This window comes from Deltaproteobacteria bacterium (assembly GCA_028818775.1).
Lineage (GTDB): Bacteria > Desulfobacterota > Binatia > UBA9968 > JAJDTQ01 > JAJDTQ01.
This window is the reverse complement of sequence record JAPPNE010000024.1, coordinates 1037-27617: the sequence shown is the minus strand read 5'-3', so window position 1 is coordinate 27617 and position 26581 is coordinate 1037. Positions and strand designations below refer to the sequence as shown.

Here is a 26581-nt window from a genome sequence, read left to right as displayed (position 1 = left end):
GGCCCACCGAGACCCACTTCTTCCAGAAGCTGGGCGACGACACCTTCGTCGGCGACTTCGACTTCAGCGACGGCGGCATCCTCCCCACCGACGCCCCGGGCTTCGGCGCCGGCATCGACTGGGAGAAGGTGGAGAAGTACAGCTACTAGCCGGTCATACGGTTTCTGTCCCTTCACTGGCAGGAACCGGTTGCCGTAAGCCTCACACCGCAGGCTGCGGCCGGTATCGTTGCACATGGATCCGGTCCTGGTCCTTGCGTGCCTGCACGAGGTCATAGGTAGTCTGGCGTCGCAACCAGAACTCGGCATTCGACCAGCCTGCTTTCTCGAGCCGGAGCGCCATCTCCGGAGAGATTGCCGCGTGGCCGTTGAGAACCCGGGACAAGGTATGACGAGCGACGCCCAGCACCCGCGCTGCTTCAGTCACGGTCAATCCGAGCGGTTCAAGACAGTTCTCGCGGATGCTGCGTCCGGGATGCGGAGGATCGATCATCGCCATGCTCATGCCTCCCACTAGTGGTAGTCGGTCAGGTCGACGTCGTAAGCGTCACCGTCCTCAATGCGAAACGTCACTCGCCAGTTCCCAGAAATCGAGATGCTCCAGTACCCTTTGAGATCGCCCTTCAGTGGGTGAAGCCGGTAGCCGGGCAGATCGAGGTCCGAAGGCTTGCGGGCGTCGTCGAGATCGGCCAACGCCAGCGCGATACGATCCGACAGATCGGATCCCACCCGCTCACATCCCCGCGCTCATACATCCGCCTGAGCCCTCGATGCCGAAAGCTTCGGATCATGGGTTTCTGTACCGCATACCGGTACACATATCAATCGGGAGAATCAACGACGCGGCCCGAGCCGTCGGGACGATCGTCACGGAGCCCATTCTCACGCCTCTTCCATGGCCGCTTGACAACTCCAACAAATAGACTCTGCGTCCACGGGGTATGACACATTGGGGGGAAGTGAACCGCGCCGGGTTTATCGGAGGCTCTCTCCCATATTCCCTATGCGATCACGGCAAGCATGTCAGCGTGGACTTGGCGCCAGTCCCGGGCAAGGTCGATGCTCCGAGCCCGGATCGAATAGCCCTCCAGGCGGACATCCACAGTTACCTGCACGTCCACTACCGGATATAGTAGTATCCCCTCATGCCTCGGCCCTGAACTCTCGTTGGCTTCGCGGTTTCGCAGGTAGGCGAGGAGCTGATAGAGATGATCCGACTGCAGTTTCGGTTTCCCGCCAAATCGGCTCCTTAGAGCCTCACGGTAGTATTTCGCATCCATGATGATCCGCCGGTCCGGTCCTTCAAGGATCACGTCGGCTTCCATCTCCGGGATCTTCGAGTGATGGTGCTCGGGCGTACCTTCAGAAACCCAATCAATCCTGCGTCCTCGATGGTTCACCCGGTAGGCTTTCTGCTCCCGGCGATAGAACTCGATGATGAAGTCCTCGTACAGCTTTTCCATCCGATCTTCACTGAAGTCGGTGAATCTCGCCTCTCCGGACTGTTCGTCGACCAGCAACTGCTCGTAGATGAGCCGGCACACGGACAACAGGAACCGATAATACCGGCGGTTGCGGTCGAGTTGTACTTGCTGGAACAATCGACGGTTCAACCGCACCACGCTCACCCCGTCGAGTTTGGTGAAGGCGTTCCGGATCTCCCCGCGCACTTCCGAGTTCAGGTCCTGGACCCTTAGCAGCGAGCGCAGCGTGGAGCGCAGGATGCGGTTGTGCAACACGTCATACGACAGTTCCTCAAAGTCACAAGTCACCCGTCCGCGGGCGCGCAGGGACCGCGTTGCTGTCTCGCCCACGGCGATCTTCCCGCGGATGCCGGCGAGGTCCTCGCGTACCTCCCGATACCCACGGTCGATGCCCCTCCGTATCAGCCGGAAGGTCCCTTCCGCCACCACCTTGCCCAGGAGGTCGTGGACCCTTTCCAATCCATCCAACTCCTCCAGCCGCACCACGTCTCGCTCCTCGACATGGCTCCAGGCGTAGCACAGGAGGTAGTAAATGTTGGCGATGGGAATCTTCCGGTCCATCAGCGGCGCAACTCTTCGACCATCCTGTCCACCTGTTCGGGTCGGTCGAACCAATACTCGCGCAGCATGGGTGCGATCTGAGTGTCGATGATCCCTTGGTACCACTGCTCGTCGGTCGAGTCATCGGGCACGAAATAGCTGTGTCCAATCCGGAACCCGGGGCCGAGATCCTTGTCGTCGAGGATGCGTTCGTTCAGTGCCGACAGGTTCCGGTCGATCCGGTCCACGAGCGATAGATCCACGTCAGCCTTGAGCAGATAGTCCCGAAACTGTCTCGTGCCATACGCGGGTTCAAGCGTCTCGAATGCGAACCGGCGGCGCAGGGCGTAGTCGACGATGGCCAGGGACCGGTCCGCAGTATTCATGAGTCCCAGGATGTGCACGTTGTCCGGGACGCTGAACCGTTCGCCGACGGTACTGTACGTGAGCGAAATTGCGTGATGGGGGCCGCGCTTGTCCGCTTCGATGAGCATGAGGAGTTCACCGAAAATCCTCGACAGATTGCCTCGGTTGATCTCGTCGATGATGAAGACGAACGGCGTCTCCGGTTCCTGTTCCGCGCGCTTGCAGAACTCGAAGAACACCCCGTTACGCAGCGTGAAGCCGCCCGTCTCCGTCGGCCGCCAACCCTGCACGAAGTCCTCGTAGGCATAGGACTGATGGAACTGCACCATCTCGATGGAACGCGAGTCCTTGTACCCAATCAGGCACCACGCGATTCGCTTGGCGATGAACGTCTTGCCGACCCCCGGCGGCCCCTGGAGGATCAGGTTCTTGCGCCGGGCGATGGAGTCGCGGATGCGCTGGATCTGTGACTCTTCGACGAACAGGTCGGCGAGGGCGGTAGTGATGGTGTAGGGTTCGGGGGGTGGCTCCGGGTTCGGCTTTTTCCCGTAGGTCTCTTCGTAAATTTCGCTCAGGTTCCGTCCCGCGAACGTCCATTGTGGGCAGGGATGCATCCGGCCGACGGCCCTTCTTGTGGCCGCCGTAAGCGACATCTCTTCGCCGAGAAACGTGACCCTGTTCTGCGACGCGACGATCGCTTCTTTGCCGGTTTTCACGGAAACCAGCCGAGATCCGATCGGAATGCCCATATCCACGAAGTTCAGGTTCGGTCTGCGTCCTGGATCTTTACTGCCCCCCTTGCCATTCGCTTGCGTATCGTTGTCCATCAACCTGAAGGTGTCCCGCAACCACTGTTTGTTGGAGGTGAGACGAGTCAGCGTCTTGGTGGTGGTCCAGTCGTTCAGGGTGATCGGTGTAGAGCAGGGGTGCCACTCGACTTTCCGCAGGTTCCGATACTCCGCTCGCTCGGACTCGTAAGTGTACTCTCCGGTGACCTTTCCCCATCCGAGGACGACGGACCGTCCTTTCTTCGCGATAAGAATATCCCCGACTTTCACCTCGTGGACGAACCCCCACGCGGCGAGTGAGTGGTTGCTTGGGTTTTGCCCTTGGCCGTCCTCGATCAACGCTCGGTGGATGGCTTCCTTGGAGTCGTATTCGCCAAGGTCGCCGAGTGTGCCGTATCCGACGGCCGCGATCCCATGTTCCTGGAAATCGCCCCACAAGCGCGCACCCTCGCCCGCTCCGATAACCCATACGTCCGCAGTGCCGAAACGGGCTTGGTACCATGCCTCGTCGCCGTCCTCTTTCGACCCGTTGCCGTTGACCGGCTTCGGATCGGCCTTCCATCGCTCCTTCAATGGTGACACGTGAAATAGTATTTCCTCACCAGGACGCTCGTCTCGAAGCCGTTTCACGATCACCTGCATTGCCTTGTCGAGGTCCACGAGATCCATGTTGGAAACGTCATGCTTCTCGCCGGCTTCGTCGTAAAGGGCCTCGACGATGGCTTTCTTGTCGCTTAGCGCGACGATGGGTTCGAATACGTCCGGGAACAACAGGAACAACAGAGCATGGCGGAACGGCCGCTGGCGGCCTTCCATGTGACCATCGACCCACTCGGCGAAGACCCAGGGATCACTCAGCAGCGATTCCCGATCCCGCGGGGAGCGTGAGTTCCAGTCGAGCATCAGGGTGATGATGAATTTGAACTGACGCCATTGTTGCCCCAGGTAGGCCATGCCTGGATAAACGAACCCTCTTTCCAGGACATTTCCCAATGCCCAGTGATCTTCGGGCAGCGTAGCTCCCGACGACTCCCAGACCGTCCTGATCTTGTCGAGCTTCGTTACGCTTTTCACTCCGCTGACGATCAGGAAATACAGCCATGTCATTTCCGCCCACAGTCGCTTCGCCTCCGGGGGCGCGGGTTCGAGTTGGCGCTGCAGCCTCTCCTCGAACGAATCCGTTCCCGTATCGGGGCGTTCGACGAAGTGGGTATGGAGTTGTCCGAAGTATTCCCGCGTCCAGAGCCGTTCGTCGGTGAACACCGAACCGCCGTCAAGCAGACAGCGCTGTTTCCACGTCTCGGCGGCCTCGAGGATGGCGGCCGCACGTTCCAGTCGACTCATGAAAATCTCCTCGCGACGCCAATACACGTGCCGCTCAGGACTGACGAACCAAGTCAGACCTCCGCCACAAGATCCTTGTAGCTCAGCTCCGCCCGCGGATAGGTCAACGGGCTGTGGGTCATGCCCAGGGCGACGCACATTTCGGCGAAGCGGATCGACACGGACTTGGTGTTGAACACGGGCACGCCGGCGCCTTCCTGCAGCGCGGCGGGATCGACGACGTAGGGGATCAGGGCGCCGCCGAGCGGCACGACGCACTGGGCACCGGTTTCCGTCACGAGATCCCGGATCAGCCCAATGGTGGTCTCGGTGATCTCTGCGCGCCGCTCGTTGATGTCGGAGCCGTAGATGTCCAGCGCGCGGATGTCCGTGACGAGGTGGTCCATCCCGATGGTGCGCAGCAGCCGCCAGGTGTAGGGCACGTGCGAGGGCAGCGGTACCGTGATCCCGATGCGGTCCGCCAGCACGGCCGCAGCGTGCACGGTGGTGCGCAACGGGCCGATGACCGGGATCTTGACCACCAGCCTGCCGCCGTCGATGCCCGGATCGAACGTGTTCGACTGGATCACGGCGTCAAAGCCGTTCTCCGCCGCCCAGCAGATCTTCCGGATCAAGGAGGGCGTCTCCATCATGTGATCCAGGCCGTTCAGCATCTTCTGGTTGCCGGTCACGTCCTCGACCGCCGAGCCCGCGAAGTTGTCCGGGAAATGCACCTCCACGCGTGTCCCTTCCGACGCGTAGCTGTTGAGCAGCTTCTCCACGGAGGTCACGTCGTACTTTGCCGAGTTCTTGGGCGCCTTGTTGAGAAACATGATGCGCATGGTTCTTCCTCCCTTCGGGGCCAATGTTCGGGTTCGTGCGACGGTCTGCTGCCAGGCGGACCGTCACCGGCTTCCCTTATACACGTTGGCGGGGGCGGCTACGAGCAGGCCGGATTTTACGAAGTTGTTGGAGGAGATCGCGCACGCGGCGAAGCGGAGGGGCGCCGTCGAGGGTGCCGCTCAGGGGGTACTGTCCAACCGCTTGAGGGGAACCGTGCGGCCCGTGGCCAGGGATTCGGACGCGGCGTCGGCGATGGCGAGGGCGGCGAGGCCGTCGTGGCCGTTGGGGTAGGGTACGTCCGCGCCCCGGACGACGGCGCAGAAGGCGGCCATCTCCAGCCTGTACGCATCCGCGTAACGCTCCATGAAGAAATCGTTCAGCGGGTCGGTGGCGAAGCCCGAGCCGTCGGCACGGGTCACCGTGGTGGCCACGGGATTGCCCGCGGAGAGCATTCCGGCGGAGCCGTGGACCTCGATGCGCTGGTCGTAGCCGTACACGGCGCGGCGGGAGTTGGAGATGACGCACAGGCGGCCGCCCGACGAACGCAGAACCGCGACCGCGGTGTCGACGTCGCCGGCGTCGGCGATGGCCCCGTCAACGAGGGCCGAGCCGGCGGCGCTGACCTCGACGATGGGCTCCCCCACCAGGAACCGCGCCATGTCCAGGTCGTGGATCATCATGTCGCGGAAGAGGCCGCCGGAGCGTTCGATGTAGGCGAGGGGAGGTGGGGCGGGATCGCGTGAGGTGATCTGAACCAGCTCCACGTCGCCGATGCGCCTCGCGTCGATCTCCTGGCGCAGGCGCCGGAACGAGGGATCGAAGCGGCGGTTGAAGCCGGTCATGAGCGGCACGCCGGCCTGAGTCGCCGCGGCTACACCCTGTTGCGCGCGGGACAGGTCGAGATCGAGCGGCTTCTCGCAGAAGATGGCCTTGCCCGCATCGGCGGCTTGCTCGATGAGGTCGGCGTGGAGGTCGGTGGGCGTGGCGATGAGGACGCCTTCGATGGCGGGGTCGTTCAGCAGCGCTTCGGGCGAAACCGCACGCGCACCGGTCATGCGGACCACCGCCGCGAGCGCGGCTTCGACCGGGTCCGCCACGGCCACCAGCCTGGCGCCCTCGTTGGCCGCGATGGAGCGGGCGTGGGTCTGACCGATCCGCCCGGCTCCCAGGAGCCCCAGCCTGACAGGATCCGCCGTCACATCCGTCACTTCGAGTCCCGCTGGAAGATCCAGTCGTGGTCCGGATGGTTCTTGAAGCGCCACTGCCGCCTCGGGCCGGCCATGACGTTCAGGTAGTACATGTCGTACCCGTAGGGAGCGCCGCACGGGTGGTGCCCGCGCGGCACCAGCACGGTGTCGCCGTCGGAAACGGCCATGGTCTCGTCCAGCTCCCCGTCCTCGGTGAAGACCCGCTGGAAGCCGAACCCCTGGGGCGGGTTGATGCGGTGATAGTAGGTCTCCTCGAGATAGGTCATGTCCGCGCCTTCGTCGCTGTCGTGGCGGTGCGGCGGGTAGCTCGACCAGTTGCCCTGGGGCGTGAACACTTCGGTGATCAGCAGGCTGTCGGCGATGTCGGCGTCGTCCATGGCGATGGGATGCACGTAGCGCGTGTTGGCGCCCTTGCCGCGCTCCAGCACCGGGATGCCGGCCGGGTCGATGGCCGCGGCCGGATGCCCACCGAAGCCCGGGGCCGAGCACACCGCGATGGTGCAGTCCGTCTCCGCACGCGCCGACCAGGACGTGTCGTTGGGCACATAGACGGCGTGCGGCCTGGTCTGCTCGAACACGCTCATGCGCTTACCCTGGACGCCGAAGTCTAACTCGGGGGTGGCCAGGCGCGCCTTGCCGTCGACCATCACCAGGATGGCCTCGCGGTCCCCGGTGTCCTCGCCGGCGGTGTCCCCGGCCTTTAGCGCGTAGACCGCGAAGCCGACGTAGCGCCATCCGGCGTCCGCGGGTGTGATGTCGACGATCTTGCCCGTCGTCCCCGACGGCTTTCGCAACAGACTCTTCATGGGTTCTCCCTTCCGAGGGTCGCTAGGGGTTTCCCTGATCCAACCCCGCTTCCCGCGCCATGGCGCGGAGCGTCTTCAGTGCCAACGTCTGGTAGTATACCGGATCGCGTTGCGCCGGGTCCTGTTCGGCTTCCGCGATGAGCCAGCCGGAGTAGCGGTGGCGCGCGGCGATGCGCAGCACCGCGGGGAAGTCCACGCAGCCCTCGTCGTCGCCCGGTACCGTGAATACGCCGAGACGGACAGCCTGAAGGAACGACAGCCCTTCCGCAAGCGCCTGGTCGCGGACGGCGGGGCGGACGTTCTTGGCGTGGATGTGCACGATCCGGTCCATGTAGCGTTCCGCCAGCGCCACCGGATCGGCGCCCGCGAAGGTTGCGTGGCCTGTGTCCAGAAGCAGTTTGGTGTTCGGTCCGGCGTGCGCCATGAGTGCCTCGACCTCGTCCATGGTCTGCACCACCGTACCCATGTGATGATGATAGGCCAACCGGATTCCCGCGCGGTCGCAGTGTTCGGCGACGGCCTCGACGTCCGCGCAGAAGCCTGCCCAGTCGGACACCGCGAGCTTCGGCCGATCGCTCAGCGGCGCGTCAGCCACGCCGTGAACCGCTCCGGTGGTCTCGCACACGATGCAGACCGTGCACCCCAAGGCGGCCAACACGTCGAGGTGCGGCTGGATGGCCGCCTTCTCTTCCTCCACGGAGCGTTCGAGCAGCTTCAGCGAGTGCCACCCGGACACGTACGCCAGACCGTAGAGATCGAGGGTCGCCTTCAGGGTCGCCGCGGCGGAAGGAAACTTGTGCCCCTTCTCGATGCCCTCGAAGCCGATGCGGCCAGCGTCGCTCAGGCAGCGCTCCAGCGAGATGTCGCCCCCCAAGCTGCGGTCGTCGTCGTTGGACCAAGCGATGGGGTTGGTGCCGTAGCGGATCACGCGGTTTTCCTCATCGGGTCACTCGCGGGATGGGCAGCGGCCGATCGCCACCGGGTCCCGGCCGCCTCTTGGCTGGTTGCCCCCCGGTCACCGGCGCTTCTTCAGCGCTGCCTCATAAGACTCGCGCGCCGCCGTCACCTCGGCCCGGTCCGACACCTCGGGGACCGCCACGTCCCACCAATGGCCCCCGGCCTGAGTGCCGGCCCGCGCGTCGGTGTCGATGACGATCACGGAAGTCCGCTCCGCAGAGCGGGCTTCGGCCAGGGCGGCTTCAAGGGACTCGATGCCGTCCACGTGCGTCGCGATGGCTCCCATGGAAGCGGCATGGGCGGCGAAATCGATGGCCGACGGCGTCTGGTGCCGGGCGGTGTCCAGCAGGTTGTTGAAGCTGGCCCCTCCGGTGGCCAGTTGTAGCCGGTTGATGCAGCCGAAGCCCCGATTGTCCAGCACCACGACGGTCAGCTTGAGACCCAGCATGACACTGGTGGCAAGCTCTGAGTTCAGCATCATGTAGGACCCGTCGCCCACCACCACGACCACGTCGGCGTTGGGCCGGGCCATCTTGACCCCCAGTCCGCCGGCGATCTCGTAGCCCATGCACGAATAGCCGTATTCCAGGTGGTAGTCGCCGCGGCGGGGGGAGCGCCACAGCTTGTGCAGCTCGCCGGGCAGGCCGCCGGCGGCGCACACCACGATGCCGTTGTCGCTCATGTTCCGCTGCACCGCGCCGATGACCTGGGCGTCCGTAGGCAGGGCGTCATCGCCGGCTGCCGCGGTAACGGCCTCGGCGGCGCGGTCCCAGTCGGCCTTGAGCCCCTCGCCCGGCGGGGCGAAGACGCGGTCTCCCAAGGCCTCGTCCAATTCTTCCAAGGTCGTTCGCGCGTCACCCACCACGGCCACGGCGCCGTGCTTGGTCGCGTCGAACGCCGCCGCGTTGATGGTCAGCAGCCGCGCGTCCGGGTTCTGGAAGAGGCTCCAGGAGCCGGTGGTGAAGTCCTGGAGGCGGGTTCCCACCGCGAGGATCAGGTCCGCGGTCCGGGCGATCGCGTTGGCGCTCTCGGCACCGGTGACGCCGATGGCGCCCACGCTGCACGGGTGCGTCCACGGCAACGCCGACTTGCCCGCCTGGGTCTCGGCCACCGGGATGCCGCGACGCTCCGCGAACGCGGCCAGTGTCTCGCACGCATCCGAGTAGTGCACGCCGCCACCGGCGATGATCAACGGTGCCTTTGCGGCCCGCAAGGCCTGGGCGCCGCGCTCCAACTCCCTCGCGTCCGGCCGTTGCCGGCGCATGATCCAGGTCCTCGGCTCGAAGAACGCTTCGGGATAGTCATATGCTTCGGCCTGGACGTCCTGACACAGGGCGAGGGTCACCGGGCCGCACGCGGCCGGGTCGATGAGCGTCGCCATGGCGCGCGGCAGTGCGGTGAGCAGTTGCTCCGGACGGGTGATGCGGTCGAAGTAACGGCTCACCGGGCGGAAACAGTCGTTGGCGCTGACCGTGCCGTCCGCGAAATCCTCCACCTGCTGCAGCACGGGATCGGGCAGGCGGTTGGCGAACACGTCCCCGGGCAGGAACAGCACCGGCAGGCGGTTCACGTGCGCCACCGCCGCGGCCGTGACCATGTTGGTGGCGCCGGGGCCGATGGAGGAGGTCACCGCCATGGCGCGCTTGCGGTTGCTGGCCTTGGCGAAGGCGATGGCCGCGTGCGCCATGCCCTGCTCGTTGTGCCCGCGCCACGTGGGCAGCGCGTCACCGGCCCGGTACAGGGCCTCGCCCAGCCCGGCCACGTTGCCGTGCCCGAAAATCGCCCACACCCCGGCCACGAAGCGCTCGCCGTCCTCGTTGGTCTGGGCGGTCAGGTAGCGCACCAGCGCCTGCGCCGCCGTCAGTCGGATCGTGCTCATGGGTCGTTCGTCCTCGCGCAACTCGTTGCCATTCCGTTACCGTCCGCGGGCTCGCGCTTCGTCCCAGGCTTCACAAAGCTTCGCGAAATTCTCAGCCATGCGCGCCACCGCTTCCTCATCGTCCATGCCTCCGGCCATCCAGGCACGTGCTACCTTCCCGAAGATAGTGCGCCCAACGGCGAACCCTTTCACCATTTCGTGTCTGGCGGCCACCTGGAAGCTTGCTTGCAACTCATCGAAAGGTGCGTCCAGGCCCAGGACCACGATGCCGCGGCAGTGCGGGTCGTTGCTCTCGATGGCGGCGCCGGCCCTTTGCCAGGCGGCGTCCGAGACCATGGGCTCCAGCTTCCACCAGTCGGGGAAGACCCCCACCGCGTAGAACCGCTCGATGACGGCGGCCGTGGTTGTCTCGTCCACGGGTCCGAACTTTGACGGGATGATCTCCAGCAGGAAGTCCAGCGCGTTGGCGCGGGCGGCCTCGGCCAGCCGTCTGACGGTAGACTCCTGGTCGGCGCGCAGCTCCTTCGGGTCGTCCGGGTGGTAGAAGCAGAGAGCCTTCACCACGTGCTCGGCGGGCCATTCCGCCAGCGCGGAGCCGAAGTCGTCGCCGATCTCCAGCCTGAGCGGGCGCGAACCGGGCCGCTCCACCGGGCGCCCAATCCACAGGCCGGTGCCCACCGCCGCAAAGAGCGCGTCGCGGCCCAGGCGGCCGTCGCACAGGATGCCGTAGCCGTCGCGGCCGTCCGCGACCCGGAGCGCGGCCTCCAGGCACAGGCGCTTGAACGCGCCGATGCGCTCCCGGCCGGCGTTGCGGCGCTCCGGCGTGGCACTGATGCGGTCCAGACCGGCGCTGCCGTGCTCCGGGCCAGCGCCGCTGTGTTCCGGCCCGGTGCCGCCGTGCCTCGCCCCGGCATCGTGATCCCGCGCCATGTCCTCGAACTGCGCGCGATGATCGAAGGCGAACACGTGCATGACGGGCCATGCCTTGGCCCGGTTCGTGGCCCAGTGGATCTGCTCCAGGCGCGCGTCGTGGCGCACGGCCGGGGTTGACGGTCCGTTCTCCAGGAAGTCGCGCAGTTCCACCTCGCTGGGATACGCCGGCGTGCAGCCGTGGCGGGACACCGCCAGCGCGCCGCAGGCGTTGGCGATGCGCAGGGTCCCGGACCAGTCCTCCCCTGTGAGCCAGCCCTTGAGGAGCCCGGCCATGAAGCCGTCGCCCGCGCCCAGCACGTTGAACACCTCCACCGCGAACGACTGGCCGCTCACCCCGTCGTCGAGGCTCGCGGGGATCGGCCCCTCGAAGGCGCTGGCGCCCGCGGCGCCGCGCTTGCACACCAGGGTCGCGTCCGACACGTCGCGCACCCGGGCCAGCGCCGCCAAGGTGTCGGACGTGCCGCCGGCGACGTGGAACTCCTCCTCCGTGCCCACGATCACGTCGAAGCGCGCCAGGGTACTCTGCAGCTTGGCGGTGACCGCGGCCGACTCGATGAAGCGGTTCTCGCCGTCGCCGTGTCCGGAAAGCCCCCACAGGTTGGGCCGGTAGTCGAGGTCGAGGACGGTCTTCGCCCCCGACGCGCGTGCCAGGTCCAGCGCCCGCAGGGTGGCGGCCTCGGTGCGCGGATGGGACAGGTGGGTGCCGGAGGCCAGCACGCAACGGGCCTCGGCGATGAAGTCCGGGTCGATGTCGTCCGGCGACAGCGCCATGTCGGCGCAGTTCTCGCGGTAGAAGATCAGCGGGAAGCGTTCCTGGTCGCGGATGCCCAGCAGCACCAGTGCGGTCAACCGCTCCGGGTCGGTGATGACGCCGCGGACATCCACGCCTTCGGCCCGCAGTTGCTCGCGGATGAAGCGACCCATGTGCTCGTCGCCGACCCGCGTGATCACCGCGGACCGCAGGCCCAGCCGCGCGGCGCCGGCGGCGGTGTTGGTGGGCGAGCCGCCGATGTACTTGCGGAACGACCGCATGTCCTCCAGGCGCCCGCCTACCTGGGCGCCGTAGAGGTCCACCGACGAGCGGCCGATGGCAATGACGTCCAGTACCCGTTTCACGCGGTGGTCCGCTTCATACGGTGTCGCCAAGCGAGCCTTCGAGTTGCGCCAGATCCCGGCCGCCGGCCATCATGTCCTGAAGCTCGTCGGCCTCGGTCTGCCCGCTGGTGAGCTTTTGCACACTCATGGTCTTGATGAACGTGGACGTGTCGGCACCGTTGTCTGTTCCGGCTCGGAGCCTGAATTTTCGGAAACCGAATATAGACGGAATTGTCGTCCTTGGAAACATGAAACCCCAATTCGCTGCCGCGTTCGGCATGGTTCCCCAGGGTCTCCTCGAACTGCCCTCGTTAGGCGTCTTGGGTCGTCGGCGGCCATCCATTACAATGGCAACGGATGAACCCGCGCGGGCCGCGGGCCAATACCGTAAGTTTGTAACGCGTCTCATGAAACGCGCGGGTTGAACGTCCACGCGCCGGAGGCAATGCATGCGCACTATCGGAGTCGGTCTGATCGGCACGGGCTTCATGGGCAAGTGCCATACGCTCGCTTACCGTTCGGTCCGGGCGGTGTTCGACACGCCGCTGTCGCCGCGCCTGGTCTCCGTGTGCGACCGGCAGGCGGCCGTCGCAGAGCACCACGCCGCGCGATGCGGTTTCGAGAAGGCCACCGATGACTGGCGCGCCGTGGTGGACGACCCCGAGGTCGACGTCGTCTCCATCACCACCCCGAACAAGCTCCATTGCGAGATGGCGCTGGCTGCGCTGGCGGCGGGGAAGCACGTCTATTGTGAGAAACCCCTGGCCCTGACCCTGGACGAGGCCGACCGCATGGCCGCCGCCGCGGCCAAGGCCGCGGGCAAGACCATCGTCGGCTACGCCTATACTTGCAATCCATTGTACCAGCATGCGCGCGCGCTGGTCGGTTCCGGCGCCATCGGGCGTCCGCTGTTCTTTCGCGGCGTGTGCGACGAGGACTTCCAGGCCGATCCGGAGCTGCCGTGGACCTGGCGGTCGGCCAAGGCCGAGGCCGGCCTCGGCGTGCTCGGAGACATGATGTGTCACTTGGTCAGCATGGCCGACGGCCTGCTGGGACCCATCGACAGCGTTCTCGCCGATTGCCGCATCCACTACGCCACCCGTCCCGCCGCCGGCGGCGGGGAACGGCTCGCGGTGGAAAACGAGGATGTCGCATCCGCGCTGGTCACCTTCGAGAGCGGCGTGACCGGGATGATCTCATCGTCGCGCGCGGCGTGGGGGCGCAAGAACCACCTTGCGTGGGAGCTTCACGGTGACGCCGGAATGCTGGTCCAGGACCAGGAACGCATGAACGAACTGCGGATCTACCGGAACGAGGGGCCCAAGAGCGACCAGGGTTTCAAGACCATCCTGGCGGGACCGGCGCACGAGCCCTACGGGAACTTCTGCCCCGCCCCCGGCCACGGACTGGGCTTCAACGACCTCAAGACCATCGAGCTGGCCAACCTCCTTCAGGCCATCGCGGACGACGTGCCGGCTTGGCCCGATTTCGCCGCCGCCCTGCGCTTCGAGCGCGTCATCCATGCCATCGCGCGGTCGGCGGAGAAGGGGACCCGGGTTCTTCCCGGGTCCCTCGCCGCTTCGAGTCCGATCTGATAACGTCCCTTCGAGACTCCGTGGGATCGCCGGCGTTTGCGCTGGGATGGTGAGGCTGGAATGGATCGAAGAGATTGCGGTTTGACCGAGACATTGCGGCAGAGGGTCGCCCGGGAATGCGCCCAAGGGGGGCCGTCCGGCATTGCCCGCGTGGAAGCCGTGATCCCGTGCACCGACCCTTTGAGTTGGCTGCGGGCCCAGGACGGGTCTGCTGTCAGGCTGTACTGGGCCGACAGGGACGGCGAGCATGAAGTCGTTGGAGTCGGCGCCGCCGATCTGGTAGCGCGCGCCGATGCGGACGGGATCGACCTCCCGTTCGGGCAGGTCCGCCGGCGCCTCGAAGGCGCGGCGCCCGGGGCGAGATACTTCGGCGGTCTTCGTTTCTCCGGGAAAACTCCAGTGGATGCGGCGTGGCGGGAGTTCGACGGCTGCGGGTTCGTGTTGCCGCGCTTCGAGTTGAGCCGCAGGGGGTCCGAAAGCGTGCTCGCGTGCCAGTGGCTGCGTTCGGCGGCCACGGTCGCTGGGTTGATGGCCGAGTGCGACGCGCTGGTTTTCGCGGCTTCCGAAGACGGCCGCGTCCACCCCGCGGCGACCGGGCGCCTGGATCTGCCCGGCCGAACGGGATGGGATGCCGCCGTGACCGAGACCCTCGATCTCGTTTCCAAGGGCGATCTTGACAAGGTCGTCCTGGCCCGGAAATCCACCTTCAGCTTCGCGGACTGCCTGGATCCTCTGGCCTGCCTGCAGGCATTGATGCCGGAGACGGAACGCTGCTACCGGTTCTGCTTCGTCCCCGGAACCGGGCGGGGGTTCCTCGGGGCGTCGCCGGAGCGACTGTACCGCCGCGAGGGGAGACGTATCCTGTGCGACGCCCTCGCGGGCACGCGCACGCGCGGCGACGGCGCGTCGCAGGACCGGCAACTGGAACAGGATCTCATGGGGAGCGAGAAGGAGCGGCGCGAGCAGGACTACGTGGTCCGGGGCATCCGCGAGAGCTTGGCGCCGCTGTGCAGCGCGCTGAACGCCGGAGCCGATCCGTCCGTGATGAAGCTGCGCAACTGGCAGCATCTCATGAGCCGCTTCGAAGGCGTGTTGCGCGACGGCGTGGGCGACGCCGACCTGCTCAAGGCCCTGCACCCGACCCCGGCGGTGGGCGGCTATCCCACGGGTCCTGCGCTCCGGGAGATCGAAAAGAGGGAACCCTTCGATCGGGGCTGGTACGGCGGCCCGGTGGGCTGGGTGGGACACGATAGCGCCGAGTTCGCCGTGGCGATACGATCCGCGCTCGTGGAGGGCGCCGCGCTTTCGGTGTTCGCCGGAGCCGGGATCGTGGCCGGATCGGTGCCCGGAGACGAGTGGGCGGAGCTGGACTACAAGATCCGCCACTTCACCCGGGCGTTGAACCTTCCGCGATGATCCAGGCCGCCAACCTCAACCACCTTTGGGCAGCGCTGCTCGTCGAGGAACTGGTGCGCAACGGGGTCGACACCTTCTGCATCGCTCCCGGCTCCCGCAGCACGCCCCTGGTGGTGGCCGTGGCGCGCAACCCGCGTGCACGGGCCATCGTGCACTATGACGAGCGCGGCGCGGCCTTCCATGCCTTGGGGCACGGGCGCGCCACCGGGACGCCGGCCGTCGTGGTCACCACCTCGGGCAGCGCCTTGGCCAACGTGTGGCCGGCCGTGGTGGAAGCCTCGCTGGAGCGGGTGCCGCTCTTGGTGCTGAGCGGCGACCGTCCGCCGGAGCTGCAGGACGCCGGCGCCAACCAGACCATGGACCAGGTCAAGTTCTTCGGCGGCTACGCCGCGTGGTCCGCGACTCTCCCGTGTCCTTCCACCGACGTCGATCCGGCAGTGATGCTCACCACCGTGGACCAGGCGGTGAGCCGCTGCCGCGGCCCGGCGGGTGGCGCGGTGCACATCAACTGCATGTTCCGCGAGCCCCTGGCGCCGACGGAGCAGGTGCAGGACTTCGAGGCGTATCTGGAACCGGTGCGCGCATGGCACGACGGCGGCCATGCCTACACCCGCTATGAGAGCGCGCCGCTCCGCCGCGCACCGGAGTTGCCGGTGGAACTGGCGGAGTTGGTCGCGCGCCGTCCCCGCGGTCTCCTGGTGGCCGGCGGGTTGGCGAGCGCGACGGAGTGCGTGGCGGTGGCCGGTCTTGCCGGGGCGCTCGGCTGGCCTTTTCTTCCCGATGTGACCTCGGGGCTCCGCCTCGACGGCAACACGGCTACGCTGGTGCCCTATCATGAGGTCCTGCTCGGGTCCACGGAGTTCATGCGGGACCATCCCGTCGAGGCCGTGATCCACCTCGGCGGACGGTGGACTTCGAGACGGTTGCCGGACTACCTGGAGGTGGCCCCCCCCAAGGACTACGTGGTGGTGAACGAGCAGCCCGACCGCGTCGACCCGATTCACCGGGCGACACTCCGGTTCCGGCTCCCGGTGGCGGAGTTCTGCGAAGCCTTGAGGGCACTGGTCGGGAATGCCGGAACGGCGGTCGATGCCGCGAGCGGCACGGCGCCCAAGGAAACCGGCGGCGCCCCGGACACGGGCTGGCTTGCGAGTTGGCGGCAGGCGTCGGAACACGTTGGCGCACGCCTAGATGAACTGTTGACCCGGGACCGGACCCTGAACGAGCCCAAGGTCGCGCGGCTCGTTTCGCGCCATATCGGCGGCGGCGAAGGCTTGTATCTAGCGTCCAGCATGCCGGTCCGCGACATGGACACCTTCGGCTGCCCGCGGCCGGACCCGGTGGTGGTGGCGGCCAACCGCGGCGCCAGCGGCGTGGACGGCACCATCGCCACGGCCACGGGATTCGCCCGGGGTCTGGGCAAGTGCGTCACCCTCGTGATCGGCGACCAAGCGTTCCTGCACGACCTGAACTCCCTCGGCCTGTGCCGCTCCCTGGACCACCCGTTCGTCATCGTCGTGTTGAACAACGACGGCGGCGGGATCTTCTCGTTTCTTCCCATCGCCCGTTTCCAGGATGTCTTCGAGCCCTACTTCGGCGCTTCCCACGGCATGACCTTCGAGCATGCCGCGGCGTTGTTCGGCCTCGAATACGCCGGACCGTCCACTGCGGACGAGTTCGTGGACGCCTATGCGCAGGCGAGGGGGCGAGGCGGAGCCACGGTGATCGAGGTGCGGACCGCGCGGCAGGACAACGTCGACCTGCACGCGAGCCTGCGGAGGGAGGCGTTGGAGGGGCTCACGTCGATTTCATGTCGAACTTGACGGACACCGAATTGCGCGATCCATACAGACTCCGTTACGAGGTCCGGGGCAATAGCCGGAACCTGGACGCGGCGCTCCTGTTTCTTCACGGCTTCATGGGCTCGGGGCGGGACTGGATGGAGACGGTGGAGGCGTTGCCGGAGAGCCGCTGCATCCTCGTGGATCTCCCGGGCCACGGGTTGAGCGCCGATTGCCCCGTCGACTTCTATCCGATGCCTCGGGTGGCACTCGCATTGTTTGCGGTGCTGGACGAGTTGGGGGTCGGGCAGTGCATCCCGGTGGGCTATTCCATGGGCGGGCGCTTGGCGCTCTACTTGGCATTGACGCACCCGGACCGTTGCCGCGGTGTGATCGTGGAATCGGGCTCTCCCGGACTGGACTCGGAGGAAGAACGCGACAACCGGCGGAAGTGGGACGATTCCAAGGCATCGGAGCTGGAACGGCAGGGTCTGGACGCCTTTCTGGAGGACTGGTACTGGCAGCCGCTGTTCCATTCTATCCGCCGGAACGAAACTCGCTTCGCGGCGCTGATGGAGCGGCGCCGGCATAACGACATGACGGGCTTGGCCCGGTCTCTGCGCCTCATGGGGACCGGCTCCCAGCCTTCTCTATGGTCCCAGGTCTCCGGGGTGCGGTTCCCGTGGCTGGCCGTGGCCGGCGAGTTGGACCCTCGCTACGGAAAAACCCTGCGGGATATGGTAAGCCTCTCGGAAAAGGGCAGGCTCGTGACCATCCCGGACGCGGGCCACAACACGCATTTCGAGAACCCCGAGGCATTCTGCCGCGCCCTGCGGGAGTTCCTTCACCCCACCACCCCTGGATTCCCGCATTCGCGGGAATGACACGTTCGGGGTGTTGCCGCTCAGTGTTGGATCGTCCCTTTGGGCCAGGGATGGCGGGGGTCTCGGATGGGAGTCAGAGGATAGCCATGATCGAATGGACCGAGGCGGGACAGTTCACCGACATCAAGTACCACAAGACCGACGGCATCGCGAAGATCACCATCAACCGTCCGGAGGTGCGCAACGCCTTCCGGCCGCTGACGGTTGAGGAGATGATCCGGGCACTGGACGAGGCGCGCAACGACCCGACCATCGGCGTGGTGATCCTCACCGGCGAGGGCAAGGAAGCGTTCTGCTCCGGCGGCGACCAGAAGGTGCGCGGGGATTCCGGCTACAAGGACGCGGCCGGCGTGCACCGGCTGAACGTGCTGGATTTCCAGCGCCAGATGCGCAGTTGCCCCATGCCGGTCATCGCCATGGTGGCGGGTTACGCCGTGGGCGGCGGCCACGTGTTGCACGTCATGTGCGACCTCACCATCGCCGCGGACAACGCCATCTTCGGGCAGACCGGCCCACGGGTGGGCTCCTTCGACGGCGGCTACGGCGCCACCTACCTGGCGCGCATCGTCGGCCAGAAGAAGGCGCGCGAGATCTGGTACCTGTGCCGGCAGTACAATGCCCAGGAGGCCCTGGACATGGGTCTGGTGAACGCGGTGGTGCCCTACGAGCGGCTCGAGGAGGAGACGGTCCAGTGGTGCCGCGAGATCCTCGCCAAGTCGCCCATCGCCATCCGCTGCCTCAAGGCCGCGTTCAACGCCGACTGCGACGGCCAGGCCGGCCTGCAGGAACTGGCCGGCAACGCCACCATGCTCTTCTACATGACCGAAGAAGGGCAGGAGGGGCGCAACGCGTTCGTCGAGAAACGCCAGCCTGACTTCTCCAAGTTCCCCAGGCGTCCCTGAGCCAGCCGCAAGCGACAAGAGTCCCTCCCAGTGGCACAGGACACGCGCCCCGAGCCGCCAGGCGCCGTCGCGGTCTGGATCCTGGCGGCAAGACCCAAGACCCTCTGGGCCTCCATCTCCCCGGTGGTCATCGGCATTGCCATGGCCTTCGGCGACGGCGGGTTCCACGCGCCCGCGGCGCTGGTGGCGCTGGCGTGCTCGGTGCTGATACAGGTCGCCACCAACTTCGCCAACGACCTCTTCGACTACGAGAAGGGCGCGGACACCGAGGCCCGGCAGGGGCCAATGCGTGTCACGCAGGCCGGACTCGTAACCCCCGGCATGATGAAGCGCGGTATCTTCGCGGTGCTGATGCTCACCTTGCTTGGGGGCCTCTACCTCATCTGGCGCGGCGGATGGCCGGCCGCCCTCATCGGCGTCCTCTCGGTGACGGCCGGGCTGCTCTACACCGGTGGACCGCGTCCGTTGGGGTACCTGGGTCTGGGCGACTTGTTCGTGTTGATCTTCTTCGGCCCGGTGGCGGTAGCCGGCACCTACTACGTGCAGGCCCTGACCGTCAACGCCACGGTTATCGTCGCCGGCTTGGCTCCGGGGCTCCTGTCCGTCGCCATCCTCGCGGTCAACAACCTCCGCGACGCGGACGAAGACCGCGCGACAGGCAAGCTCACGCTTGCGGTGCGCTTCGGCCCGGGCTTCACCCGCGCCGAATACATCATCGCCGTGGTAGTGGCTTGCCTGCTGCCGCTGCTGCTCTACCTCTCCTCGGGTCAACACCCCTATTCGGTGGCCGCCGTCGCCGTGGTCGTGGTGGCGCTGCCGGCGTTCCGCCGCCTCTTCTCCGTCGAAGGCCCGCTGTTGAACCCTGTCCTCGCTTACACTGCCCGGCTGCTCTTGCTTTACAGCGCCGTGTTCTCTATCGGTTGGGTCTTTTAAGAGTTGCGGCGAGTCAGTTCTCGTTCAGCCATTCAAGCCACTTGCCGTGGTTCTCGCAGTTCGCCAGCACGGCCTCGCTCCTGACACCGTTCCGATAGGAAACCAGCGCCAACAGGGACTCACCCTCGCGGGCGCCTCTTCTGGTCGAGACCACCGACAAGTCCCGTTGCTTGCCGTGTCGCGTGATCGAAGCGGTAAACTGGTCACGAGCCGCAGGCGGGAGGTTGGTGAACACACGGACGATGCACAGGGCCGCTTCCTTGGGCACACTCGCCAGCAACTCGGGAAGCAATGCGATTCCGTCCCCGGCTACCATGTCGGGCTTGTTTCGCCGCGCCACGGTAACGGCGTTCTCCAGCAGCCGTGCGCGCTCGCCGTCCTCCGGCCATACCAGCGAACGAAGCCAGAGCGTCTGCTCCGTGTCGTCGACGTCGATGGGGTTCAGATCCACCCCGATGCGGCGCTCCACCGCTGGCAGCGTTGTCGGAACGTCAGGAGTCGACCTTCCCCGCAGATCGCATCTGATCTGCACCGCCGAGGCCGCATCTCCCGACCGAAGCCCGTTCCCGTAGTCGTAGCCGTAGCGGTCCCAAAGAAGGATCAAGCCGGCAGCCGCCCCTATCTCCAGAAGATACAGCGGCCGGCCCGCTGCCTCGCGAGACACGAGGACGAAGGCGGGGAGTAGCAGCGCGCACCGACTGACTTCGTTGGTCTGGACCGTACGGTTCGCGATGAGTTCGATGATCCTCTCGGCGTGGTGGAGACAGAAGTTGCGGAACGGAGGGTAGGGGTCGCCCGCGGAGGTGGAGTGGGTCTCGTAGAACGCGGCCAGCGGGTGCGGCGTACCCTTCAGCAGAAGGAATTGAACAGCCGCGAACAACAGGTTCGGCACCTTCTCGCCCCGTCGAGCATGTGCGGCCAACGCCAGAACTTCCGGATCGTCCCCAATGTTTGTGGCGAACCGTTCGTAGAGAGGGGACGACTCGCGGCATTCATCGGCGAACGCACGGAATTGGCGCGAGACGAAATCCAACAGAGGTGTTTGAGGGGGTTTCGGCATGGGAACACCATAACACGCCGCCGGGTGCCGGCAACGAAACAGGGCCGGGCCGGCGGGAGTTCAAAATTCGCTCGGCGTAGTGATATCAAGGGGGGTGCAAGGCAAGGCGGTGCATGAATTCCCAGCATACCAGCCCGGAACCACGGACAATCTGGACACTGTGACCATCTCAAGCTGCCGCATCTTCCGCTATCGCCTGCCGCTGGTTGGGCCGTTGCCGCTGGCGGGCGGGGTGATTCACGAGCGTGAGGGGCTGCTGGTGCGCCTGGAATCGGATTCGGGCGCATGGGGTTGGGGTGATGCGGCGCCCTTGCCGGGGTTCAGCCGCGAGGGCATCGACGAAGCCGCGGCAGAGGCATTGGCTTGGGCGGGGAGCCTGCGGGGTGGGCATTTCGAGCCACGGGACGACGGTCTTGAATCGTGGGCCGAATGGGAATCAGCGGCGGTCTCGCCGTCGGTTCGGTTCGGGCTGGAGACCGCGCTGTGCAGCCTGGCAAGACGGATGGAGGACGGGGCGGCGGCCGAGTTGGCGGGCTTCGAAGGTTGCGTTCCCGTCAACGGGTTGCTGGCGGGTTCCCGGGAGCAGGTGCTCGCGGATGCGCGGCGCCTCCGCGACGGGGGTTGCCGGGCGGTGAAGCTCAAGGTCGGCAGCCGGGCGGTGGCGGAAGACGTGGAGCTGACTCGGGCCGTCCGTGACACCCTCGGTGAGGGCGTGGGTCTCCGGCTGGACGCCAACCGGAGCTGGAGCCTCGATCAGGCGGTGGCGTTCGGGCGCGAGATGGGCGGCACCGGCGTCGAGTACCTGGAGGAACCCTTGCGCGAGCCGGCGCACCTGCGAGAGCTGTTCGATGCCACCAGCATTCCGGTGGCCTTGGACGAAAGCCTGCTGGAGTTGCGGCCGGAAGACCTCGAAGGGCGCCGCGAAGTGGGCGCGGTGGTGCTCAAGCCGACGCTGCTGGGCGGGCTCGCACGGGCGCGGGAATGGGCGGCCAGGGCTTTGGCGCTGGACATCCGTCCAGTGGTGAGCAGTTGCTTCGAGAGCGGCGTGGGAATGCTGGCGCTGGCGGAGTTCACCTGGGCGTCTACCGCGGACTCGGTGCCCGCGGGCCTCGACACCTATCGTTGGCTCGGCGCGGACGTCGTCGAGCCGCGCATACCGGTTCGCTCCGGCGCCATCGAGTGGAGCGCCGCCGCGGCCCGAACGCATCGCATCGACGCGTCGCGGTTGACCGAGATACGGCATGACTGAGATTCGCTGCCCCCTCGAACAAGCGGCCGAGCGCCACGCTGGCCGGCCCGCGGTGGTCAGCGGCGCGCGGGTCGTCTCCTACGCCGAGTTTCACCAGCGCGTGGCTGGGGTGACAGCGGGGCTCAGGCGGGCGGGATGCAACCCCGGCGACCACATCGCCATTCTCGCCCCCAACAGCCCGGACTACCTCGTGTGGCTGCTGGCGGTCCTGCGCCTGGGGGCGGTGTGCTGTCCCATGAACACGCGGCTACCGCACCGTACGGTGGCGGACCTTCTGCGCCGCGTGGACTGTCGCTGGATTGTGGTGGGGGAGCGGGAGGGGTTCAGCGACTTAACCGGCGACGTGCGTATTCTGGAAGACCGCGAGTTGACGGATGCCGGAGGACCTCCGGGCGGAGACGGCCAGGGTTGCACCATGCCCCTCGACCGTCCGGCGACCATCGTTTTCACCTCCGGCAGCACCGGCACGCCCAAGGCGGTGCTCCACTGCTACGGCAACCACTACTACAACGCCCTCGGCTCCAACACGAACCTGCCGCTGGCCCCCGGCGACCGCTGGCTGCTGGACCTGCCGCTGTACCATGTGGGCGGGCTCGGCATCCTGTTCCGGTCCCTGCTGGCGGGCTCCACGGTGGTGATGCCCGACCAGGGGGAGCCCCTCGACGCGGTGCTGGGCCGGTACGAGGTCACCCACCTGTCGGTGGTGGTGACGCAACTGCACCGGCTGTTGCAGCAGCCGGAGTCCGTGCGCTACCCTGCGCTCCGTTACATCATCCTGGGCGGCAGCCCGGTGCCGCTGAAGCTGCTGGAGCGCGCCGCCGCACGCGGCCTGCCGGTGTTCGCCAGTTACGGCTGCACCGAGATGGCCTCGCAGGTGGCCACCACCGGACCGGGCTCCACCACCGCCCAGCGGTTGACGTCGGGGAAGCTGCTGCCGCACCGCAGGCTGCGCATCGGGGAAGAGGGAGAGATCCAGTTGGCCGGAGAGACCCTGTTCATGGGCTATGTCGAGGGCGGCAGGCTGCGCCGGCCCTTGACAGACGACGGCTGGTTCGCCACCGGCGACCTCGGGAGGGTGGACGAGGACGGGTACCTGACGGTTATCGGGAGGCGCGACAACCGGTTCTTCTCGGGCGGCGAGACCATCCATCCCGAGGAGATCGAACGCGTTCTGACCGATCACGACGGCGTCCAGCAGGCGGTGGTGGTGCCCATCCCGGACGAGGAGTTCGGCCAGCGCTGCGTGGCGTTCGTGCAGCCGCGCGAGACGTGTCCCGACGGCCCGGCGCTGGCGGAGTGGCTCGGGCGGACCCTGCCGCGTTACAAGGTACCGGACGCGTTCTACCGGTGGCCCGCCACCGAAGCCAATGCGTTCAAGGTCGACCGGGCGCGGTTTCGCCGCCTGGCGGTGGACGGGACGAGAGTTCCGTTGGGGAGTTGACATGGCGCCCACGCCCCCAAATCGTCATTCCCGCGGAAGCGGGAATCCAGGGGCGGCGGGGCGGGGAAACGCCGGAGGGCGAACCCGAGTGCGAGCCGGATGGGAGAAGTGACATGAAGGCAACGAAGCAGGGGAGAACCAGGCCGGCACCCCGCCGGGACGACAACAAGGAGCTGCTGTCGCTGCTCCGTCGCATGTGGGTGATCCGCGCTTTCGAGGAGAAGGTGTCGGCGCTCTATGCGGCGCGGGAGATAGTCGGGCTGCTGCATCTCGGCATCGGGCAGGAGGCGGTGGCCGTGGGCGTGTGCGGCCTGCTCGACGTTGACGACGTGGTTTACGGCGGGCACCGCTCCCACGGGCACGCCATCGCCAAGGGCGCGGACCTGAACCGGCTCATGGCGGAGCTGGCCGGGCGCGTCACCGGCTATTGCCGCGGCAAGGGCGGGTCCATGCACGTGGTGGCCGCGGAGACAGGGTTCGTCACTGCCAGCGGGGTGGTGGGCGGCACCGTGCCGCTGGCGCTGGGCGCGGCCTTCGCCGCCCGGGAGAAGGGGGCCGGGCGGGTGGCCGTGGTATTCTTCGGCGACGGCGCGGGACAAACCGGCCCCTTCCACGAGTCTCTGAACATCGCCAGTCTGTGGCAGCTCCCGGTGATCTTCGTGTGCGAGAACAACGGCTACGCCGAGTTCACGCCGCTCTCGGCTCACACCAAGGTGGAGCGGCTGGCGCGGCACGCGAGCACCTACGGTATCCCGGGCGCCACCGTGGACGGCAACGACATCCTGGCGGTGCGCGAGGCCATGGGCCGGGCCGTGGACAACGCCCGCGCAGGCAAGGGTCCGACGTTCGTCGAATGCCTGACCTATCGCCTCCGCGGCCACTACGAAGGCGACCCGGGGAAATACCGGGAACTGTCGCAGTTGGCGGACTGGAAGAAGAAGGACCCCATCGCGCGCTTCACACGTGTGCTGAAGCGGCGCCGAGCGGCGTCCGACAAGGACTTCGCCAAGGCGGAGAGCGACGCGCGCGCGTTGGTGGAAGCGGCCGCGGAGTTCGCGCTGTCGTCTCCCTGGCCCGAGCCCGAAGAGACCGCGACGCAAGTGTGCGCGTGAGTTGGCACAAGTCCGCGCGTGAGGTTGAAAAATGCCGGAACTGAGCTATCTGGAAGCCATCCGTTCGGGACTTCTGGCGGAGATGCGGGACGACCCCTCGGTGTACGTCTTCGGCGAGGACGTGGCGCTGGGAGGACCCTTCGGGGTCACCCAGGGTGTTGCCGAGGAGCTGGGCGCGCATCGGGTGGTGAACACGCCCATCAGCGAGGGCACGGTCATGGGCGTGGCCATCGGCGCGGCGCTGTCGGGCCTGCGTCCGGTGGTGGAGATCATGTTCGTCGACTTCATCACCCTGGCCATGGACCAGCTCGTGAACCATGCCGCCAAGCTCCACTACATGTCCGGCGGGCAACTCAAGGTGCCGCTGACGGTGCGCGTGCAGTGCGGCGTCCAGGGCAACATGGGCGCGCACCACTCCCAGAGCCTGGAGTCGTGGTTCCTGCACGTCCCCGGCCTCAAGGTGGTGATGCCGTCGAATCCGGCCGACGCCGAGAGCCTCATGCGCGACGCCATCCGCGACGACAACCCGGTGCTGTTCGTCGAGCACCGGGGTCTCTACTTCACCCGGGCCGAAGTGCCGGAAGGCGGAAACGGCCTCGCCATGGACCGGGCGGCGGTGCGCCGGGAAGGCAACGACGTGACCGTGGCCGCGGTCTCCAAGATGGTCGGGCCCGCGCTGGAGGCAGCCGAAGCCCTGGACGGCGAGGGTGTCTCCGTGGAGGTCGTTGATCTTCGCAGCCTTGTGCCGCTGGACATCGATACCTTGGTGGAGTCGGTCAGGAAGACCTCGCGGCTCATCGTGGTGCACGAGGCGGTGGAACAGGGTGGGGTGGGCGCCGAGGTGGCCGCCCAGGTGCAGGAGCAAGCCCTCTACTACCTCGACAGCCCGATTCTCCGGGTCGCCGCCCCCAACGCCCCGGTCCCGTGCGCGCCGCCGCTGGAGAACTTCTTCGTCCCGGACAAGGAACGGATCGTGGAAGCCGTGCATCGGACCCTGGCCAGCCGACCTGCCTGATCGCTTAAGCATTTCTCCTTCCGAGAAGGAGAAATGTGCCCTGGGTTCTCCTTCTCAGAAGGGGAACTTGCAGCGTACCGGGTTACCGCGCGAACGGTGGCGCTACCGGTGCAGCCACTCCGGCTTGCGTTTCTCCGCGAACGCCTGGACGCCTTCTTCGACGTCCTCGGTTTCCAGCAACTCCTTGAGGTAGATTTCCTCGGAGCGGGCGAGGGCGGCGGAGAGTTCCTTGAGGCCGATCTCTCGCAGGCCCTTGAGGGTGATGCGCAGGACCGCGCGGCTCTTGTCCAGCAACTCGTTGCGAAGCTCCTCCAGCGACTGGCCGAGCCGGTCCCGGGGCACGACACGGTTCACGAGCCCGATGGACTCGGCTTCCCGGGCCGTCAGGCGGCGGCCGGTGAGTATCATCTCGGCGGCCCGGTGGTAGCCGATCTGCGAGGAGAACCGCGCCAGCGCCACCGGCGGAAAGCAGCCCACGGTGATCTCGGGCGTGGCGAACAGGCTCTCCTCGGAGGCAAGGACGAGGTCGCAGGACGAGGCCAACTCGCAGCCTCCGCCCAGGCAGACGCCGTCGACGACTGCGATGGTGGGCTGGCGGAGGCTCATCAGTTTCCGGATGACGCCGTGCACGAGGTCGAGCATCTCGGGAACCTGGCTCCGTGTGTGGTCCTTCACGTCCACGCCCGCGGAGAAGGCGCGTTCGCCTGCGCCGCTGATCTCGATGAGTTCCACGCCATCGTCCCGGTCGACTTCATCGAGCGCCTGCCGCAGTTCCCGCAGGAGCGCCAGATTGAGCACGTTTAGGGGCGGCCGGTCGATGACCACGGACGCCACCCCACCCGTCTTTTCCAGATGAATTCCTGCCATCGTATCCTTGGACGGGGGGGGGGGGAAAAACAAAAGAAAACAAAACGCGACCCGCGAAAAGGGAAAAAAAAACCCAGGGGGGGGGGGGGGGGGGACGCAAAGAAA

General features: G+C 66.7%; 21 protein-coding genes and 1 pseudogene. 10 read left to right on the top strand and 12 right to left on the bottom strand.

Features of this window, described 5'->3' with window-relative positions; genetic code table 11:
• Nucleotides 1-201: 201 nt before the first annotated feature.
• The 10 genes and pseudogenes from OXU42_01885 to iolC form a co-directional block, all read right to left on the bottom strand.
• Nucleotides 202-498, bottom strand: a complete 297-nt coding sequence (locus OXU42_01885; GenBank protein MDE0028139.1) for a HigA family addiction module antitoxin — start codon at nt 496-498, stop codon at nt 202-204.
• Nucleotides 499-512: 14 nt separating this feature from the next.
• Nucleotides 513-790: pseudogene (locus OXU42_01880) on the bottom strand (type II toxin-antitoxin system RelE/ParE family toxin).
• Nucleotides 791-1000: 210 nt separating this feature from the next.
• Complete coding sequence (locus tag OXU42_01875; protein ID MDE0028138.1) at nt 1001-2044, bottom strand: hypothetical protein; 1044 nt, start codon at nt 2042-2044, stop codon at nt 1001-1003.
• The gene (locus tag OXU42_01870) at nt 2044-4521 is read right to left on the bottom strand and encodes an AAA family ATPase (protein ID MDE0028137.1); all 2478 of its coding nucleotides are present in this window, start codon (nt 4519-4521) and stop codon (nt 2044-2046) included. The genes OXU42_01875 and OXU42_01870 overlap by 1 nt, the downstream gene beginning before the upstream one ends.
• Nucleotides 4522-4574: 53 nt before the next feature.
• Nucleotides 4575-5342, bottom strand: coding sequence for an aspartate/glutamate racemase family protein (locus tag OXU42_01865; protein MDE0028136.1), 768 nt, complete (start codon nt 5340-5342; stop codon nt 4575-4577).
• A 180-nt stretch (nt 5343-5522) separates the two neighbouring features.
• Nucleotides 5523-6551 (bottom strand): inositol 2-dehydrogenase, encoded by a 1029-nt coding sequence (gene iolG / locus OXU42_01860; protein MDE0028135.1) that lies wholly within the window; start codon nt 6549-6551, stop codon nt 5523-5525.
• Nucleotides 6548-7357, bottom strand: coding sequence for a 5-deoxy-glucuronate isomerase (gene iolB, locus OXU42_01855; protein MDE0028134.1), 810 nt, complete (start codon nt 7355-7357; stop codon nt 6548-6550). Before iolB ends, iolG begins: the two co-directional genes overlap by 4 nt.
• A 22-nt stretch (nt 7358-7379) precedes the next feature.
• The gene (gene iolE, locus OXU42_01850) at nt 7380-8285 is read right to left on the bottom strand and encodes a myo-inosose-2 dehydratase (GenBank protein MDE0028133.1); all 906 of its coding nucleotides are present in this window, start codon (nt 8283-8285) and stop codon (nt 7380-7382) included.
• A gap of 87 nt (nt 8286-8372) precedes the next feature.
• Nucleotides 8373-10193, bottom strand: coding sequence for a 3D-(3,5/4)-trihydroxycyclohexane-1,2-dione acylhydrolase (decyclizing) (gene iolD / locus OXU42_01845; protein MDE0028132.1), 1821 nt, complete (start codon nt 10191-10193; stop codon nt 8373-8375).
• A 36-nt stretch (nt 10194-10229) separates the two neighbouring features.
• On the bottom strand, nt 10230-12242 hold the full coding sequence (iolC, locus tag OXU42_01840) for a 5-dehydro-2-deoxygluconokinase (protein ID MDE0028131.1): 2013 nt from the start codon (nt 12240-12242) through the stop codon (nt 10230-10232).
• A gap of 428 nt (nt 12243-12670) precedes the next feature.
• Here iolC and OXU42_01835 point away from each other — a divergent pair, with 428 nt between their 5' ends.
• The 6 genes from OXU42_01835 to OXU42_01810 all read left to right on the top strand — a co-directional run bounded on the left by OXU42_01835 (nt 12671) and on the right by OXU42_01810 (nt 19732).
• Entirely contained in the window at nt 12671-13816 is a 1146-nt protein-coding gene (locus tag OXU42_01835; protein MDE0028130.1) for a Gfo/Idh/MocA family oxidoreductase, read from the top strand.
• A gap of 81 nt (nt 13817-13897) precedes the next feature.
• Nucleotides 13898-15232, top strand: a complete 1335-nt coding sequence (locus OXU42_01830; protein MDE0028129.1) for an isochorismate synthase — start codon at nt 13898-13900, stop codon at nt 15230-15232.
• Nucleotides 15229-17055, top strand: a complete 1827-nt coding sequence (gene menD, locus OXU42_01825) for a 2-succinyl-5-enolpyruvyl-6-hydroxy-3-cyclohexene-1-carboxylic-acid synthase (protein ID MDE0028128.1) — start codon at nt 15229-15231, stop codon at nt 17053-17055. Before OXU42_01830 ends, menD begins: the two co-directional genes overlap by 4 nt.
• Complete coding sequence (menH, locus tag OXU42_01820) at nt 17043-17897, top strand: 2-succinyl-6-hydroxy-2,4-cyclohexadiene-1-carboxylate synthase (GenBank protein MDE0028127.1); 855 nt, start codon at nt 17043-17045, stop codon at nt 17895-17897. Before menD ends, menH begins: the two co-directional genes overlap by 13 nt.
• Nucleotides 17898-17977: 80 nt before the next feature.
• Nucleotides 17978-18799 carry a 1,4-dihydroxy-2-naphthoyl-CoA synthase gene (menB, locus tag OXU42_01815; protein ID MDE0028126.1) on the top strand — a complete coding sequence of 274 codons (822 nt, stop codon included), beginning with the start codon at nt 17978-17980 and terminating at the stop codon, nt 18797-18799.
• Nucleotides 18800-18829: 30 nt separating this feature from the next.
• On the top strand, nt 18830-19732 hold the full coding sequence (locus OXU42_01810; protein MDE0028125.1) for a 1,4-dihydroxy-2-naphthoate polyprenyltransferase: 903 nt from the start codon (nt 18830-18832) through the stop codon (nt 19730-19732).
• Between the two features lie 13 nt (nt 19733-19745).
• Here OXU42_01810 and OXU42_01805 read toward each other — a convergent pair whose 3' ends face one another.
• Nucleotides 19746-20792: a DUF2332 domain-containing protein gene (locus OXU42_01805; GenBank protein MDE0028124.1), complete on the bottom strand. Its 1047-nt coding sequence runs from the start codon at nt 20790-20792 to the stop codon at nt 19746-19748.
• Between the two features lie 160 nt (nt 20793-20952).
• Between OXU42_01805 and menC the strand changes: the two genes are divergently transcribed.
• The 4 genes from menC to OXU42_01785 all read left to right on the top strand — a co-directional run bounded on the left by menC (nt 20953) and on the right by OXU42_01785 (nt 25609).
• A complete protein-coding gene (gene menC / locus OXU42_01800) occupies nt 20953-22041 on the top strand; it encodes an o-succinylbenzoate synthase (GenBank protein MDE0028123.1) in 1089 nt (362 codons plus the stop codon).
• Entirely contained in the window at nt 22034-23482 is a 1449-nt protein-coding gene (gene menE, locus OXU42_01795) for an o-succinylbenzoate--CoA ligase (GenBank protein ID MDE0028122.1), read from the top strand. The genes menC and menE overlap by 8 nt, the downstream gene beginning before the upstream one ends.
• A gap of 113 nt (nt 23483-23595) precedes the next feature.
• Nucleotides 23596-24594 carry a thiamine pyrophosphate-dependent dehydrogenase E1 component subunit alpha gene (locus OXU42_01790; protein ID MDE0028121.1) on the top strand — a complete coding sequence of 333 codons (999 nt, stop codon included), beginning with the start codon at nt 23596-23598 and terminating at the stop codon, nt 24592-24594.
• 31 nt (nt 24595-24625) lie between these two features.
• Nucleotides 24626-25609 (top strand): alpha-ketoacid dehydrogenase subunit beta, encoded by a 984-nt coding sequence (locus tag OXU42_01785; GenBank protein ID MDE0028120.1) that lies wholly within the window; start codon nt 24626-24628, stop codon nt 25607-25609.
• A 102-nt stretch (nt 25610-25711) separates the two neighbouring features.
• On the opposite strand, the gene OXU42_01780 is transcribed toward OXU42_01785, so the two are convergent.
• Complete coding sequence (locus OXU42_01780; GenBank protein MDE0028119.1) at nt 25712-26476, bottom strand: enoyl-CoA hydratase-related protein; 765 nt, start codon at nt 26474-26476, stop codon at nt 25712-25714.
• Between the last annotated feature and the right edge of the window lie 105 nt (nt 26477-26581).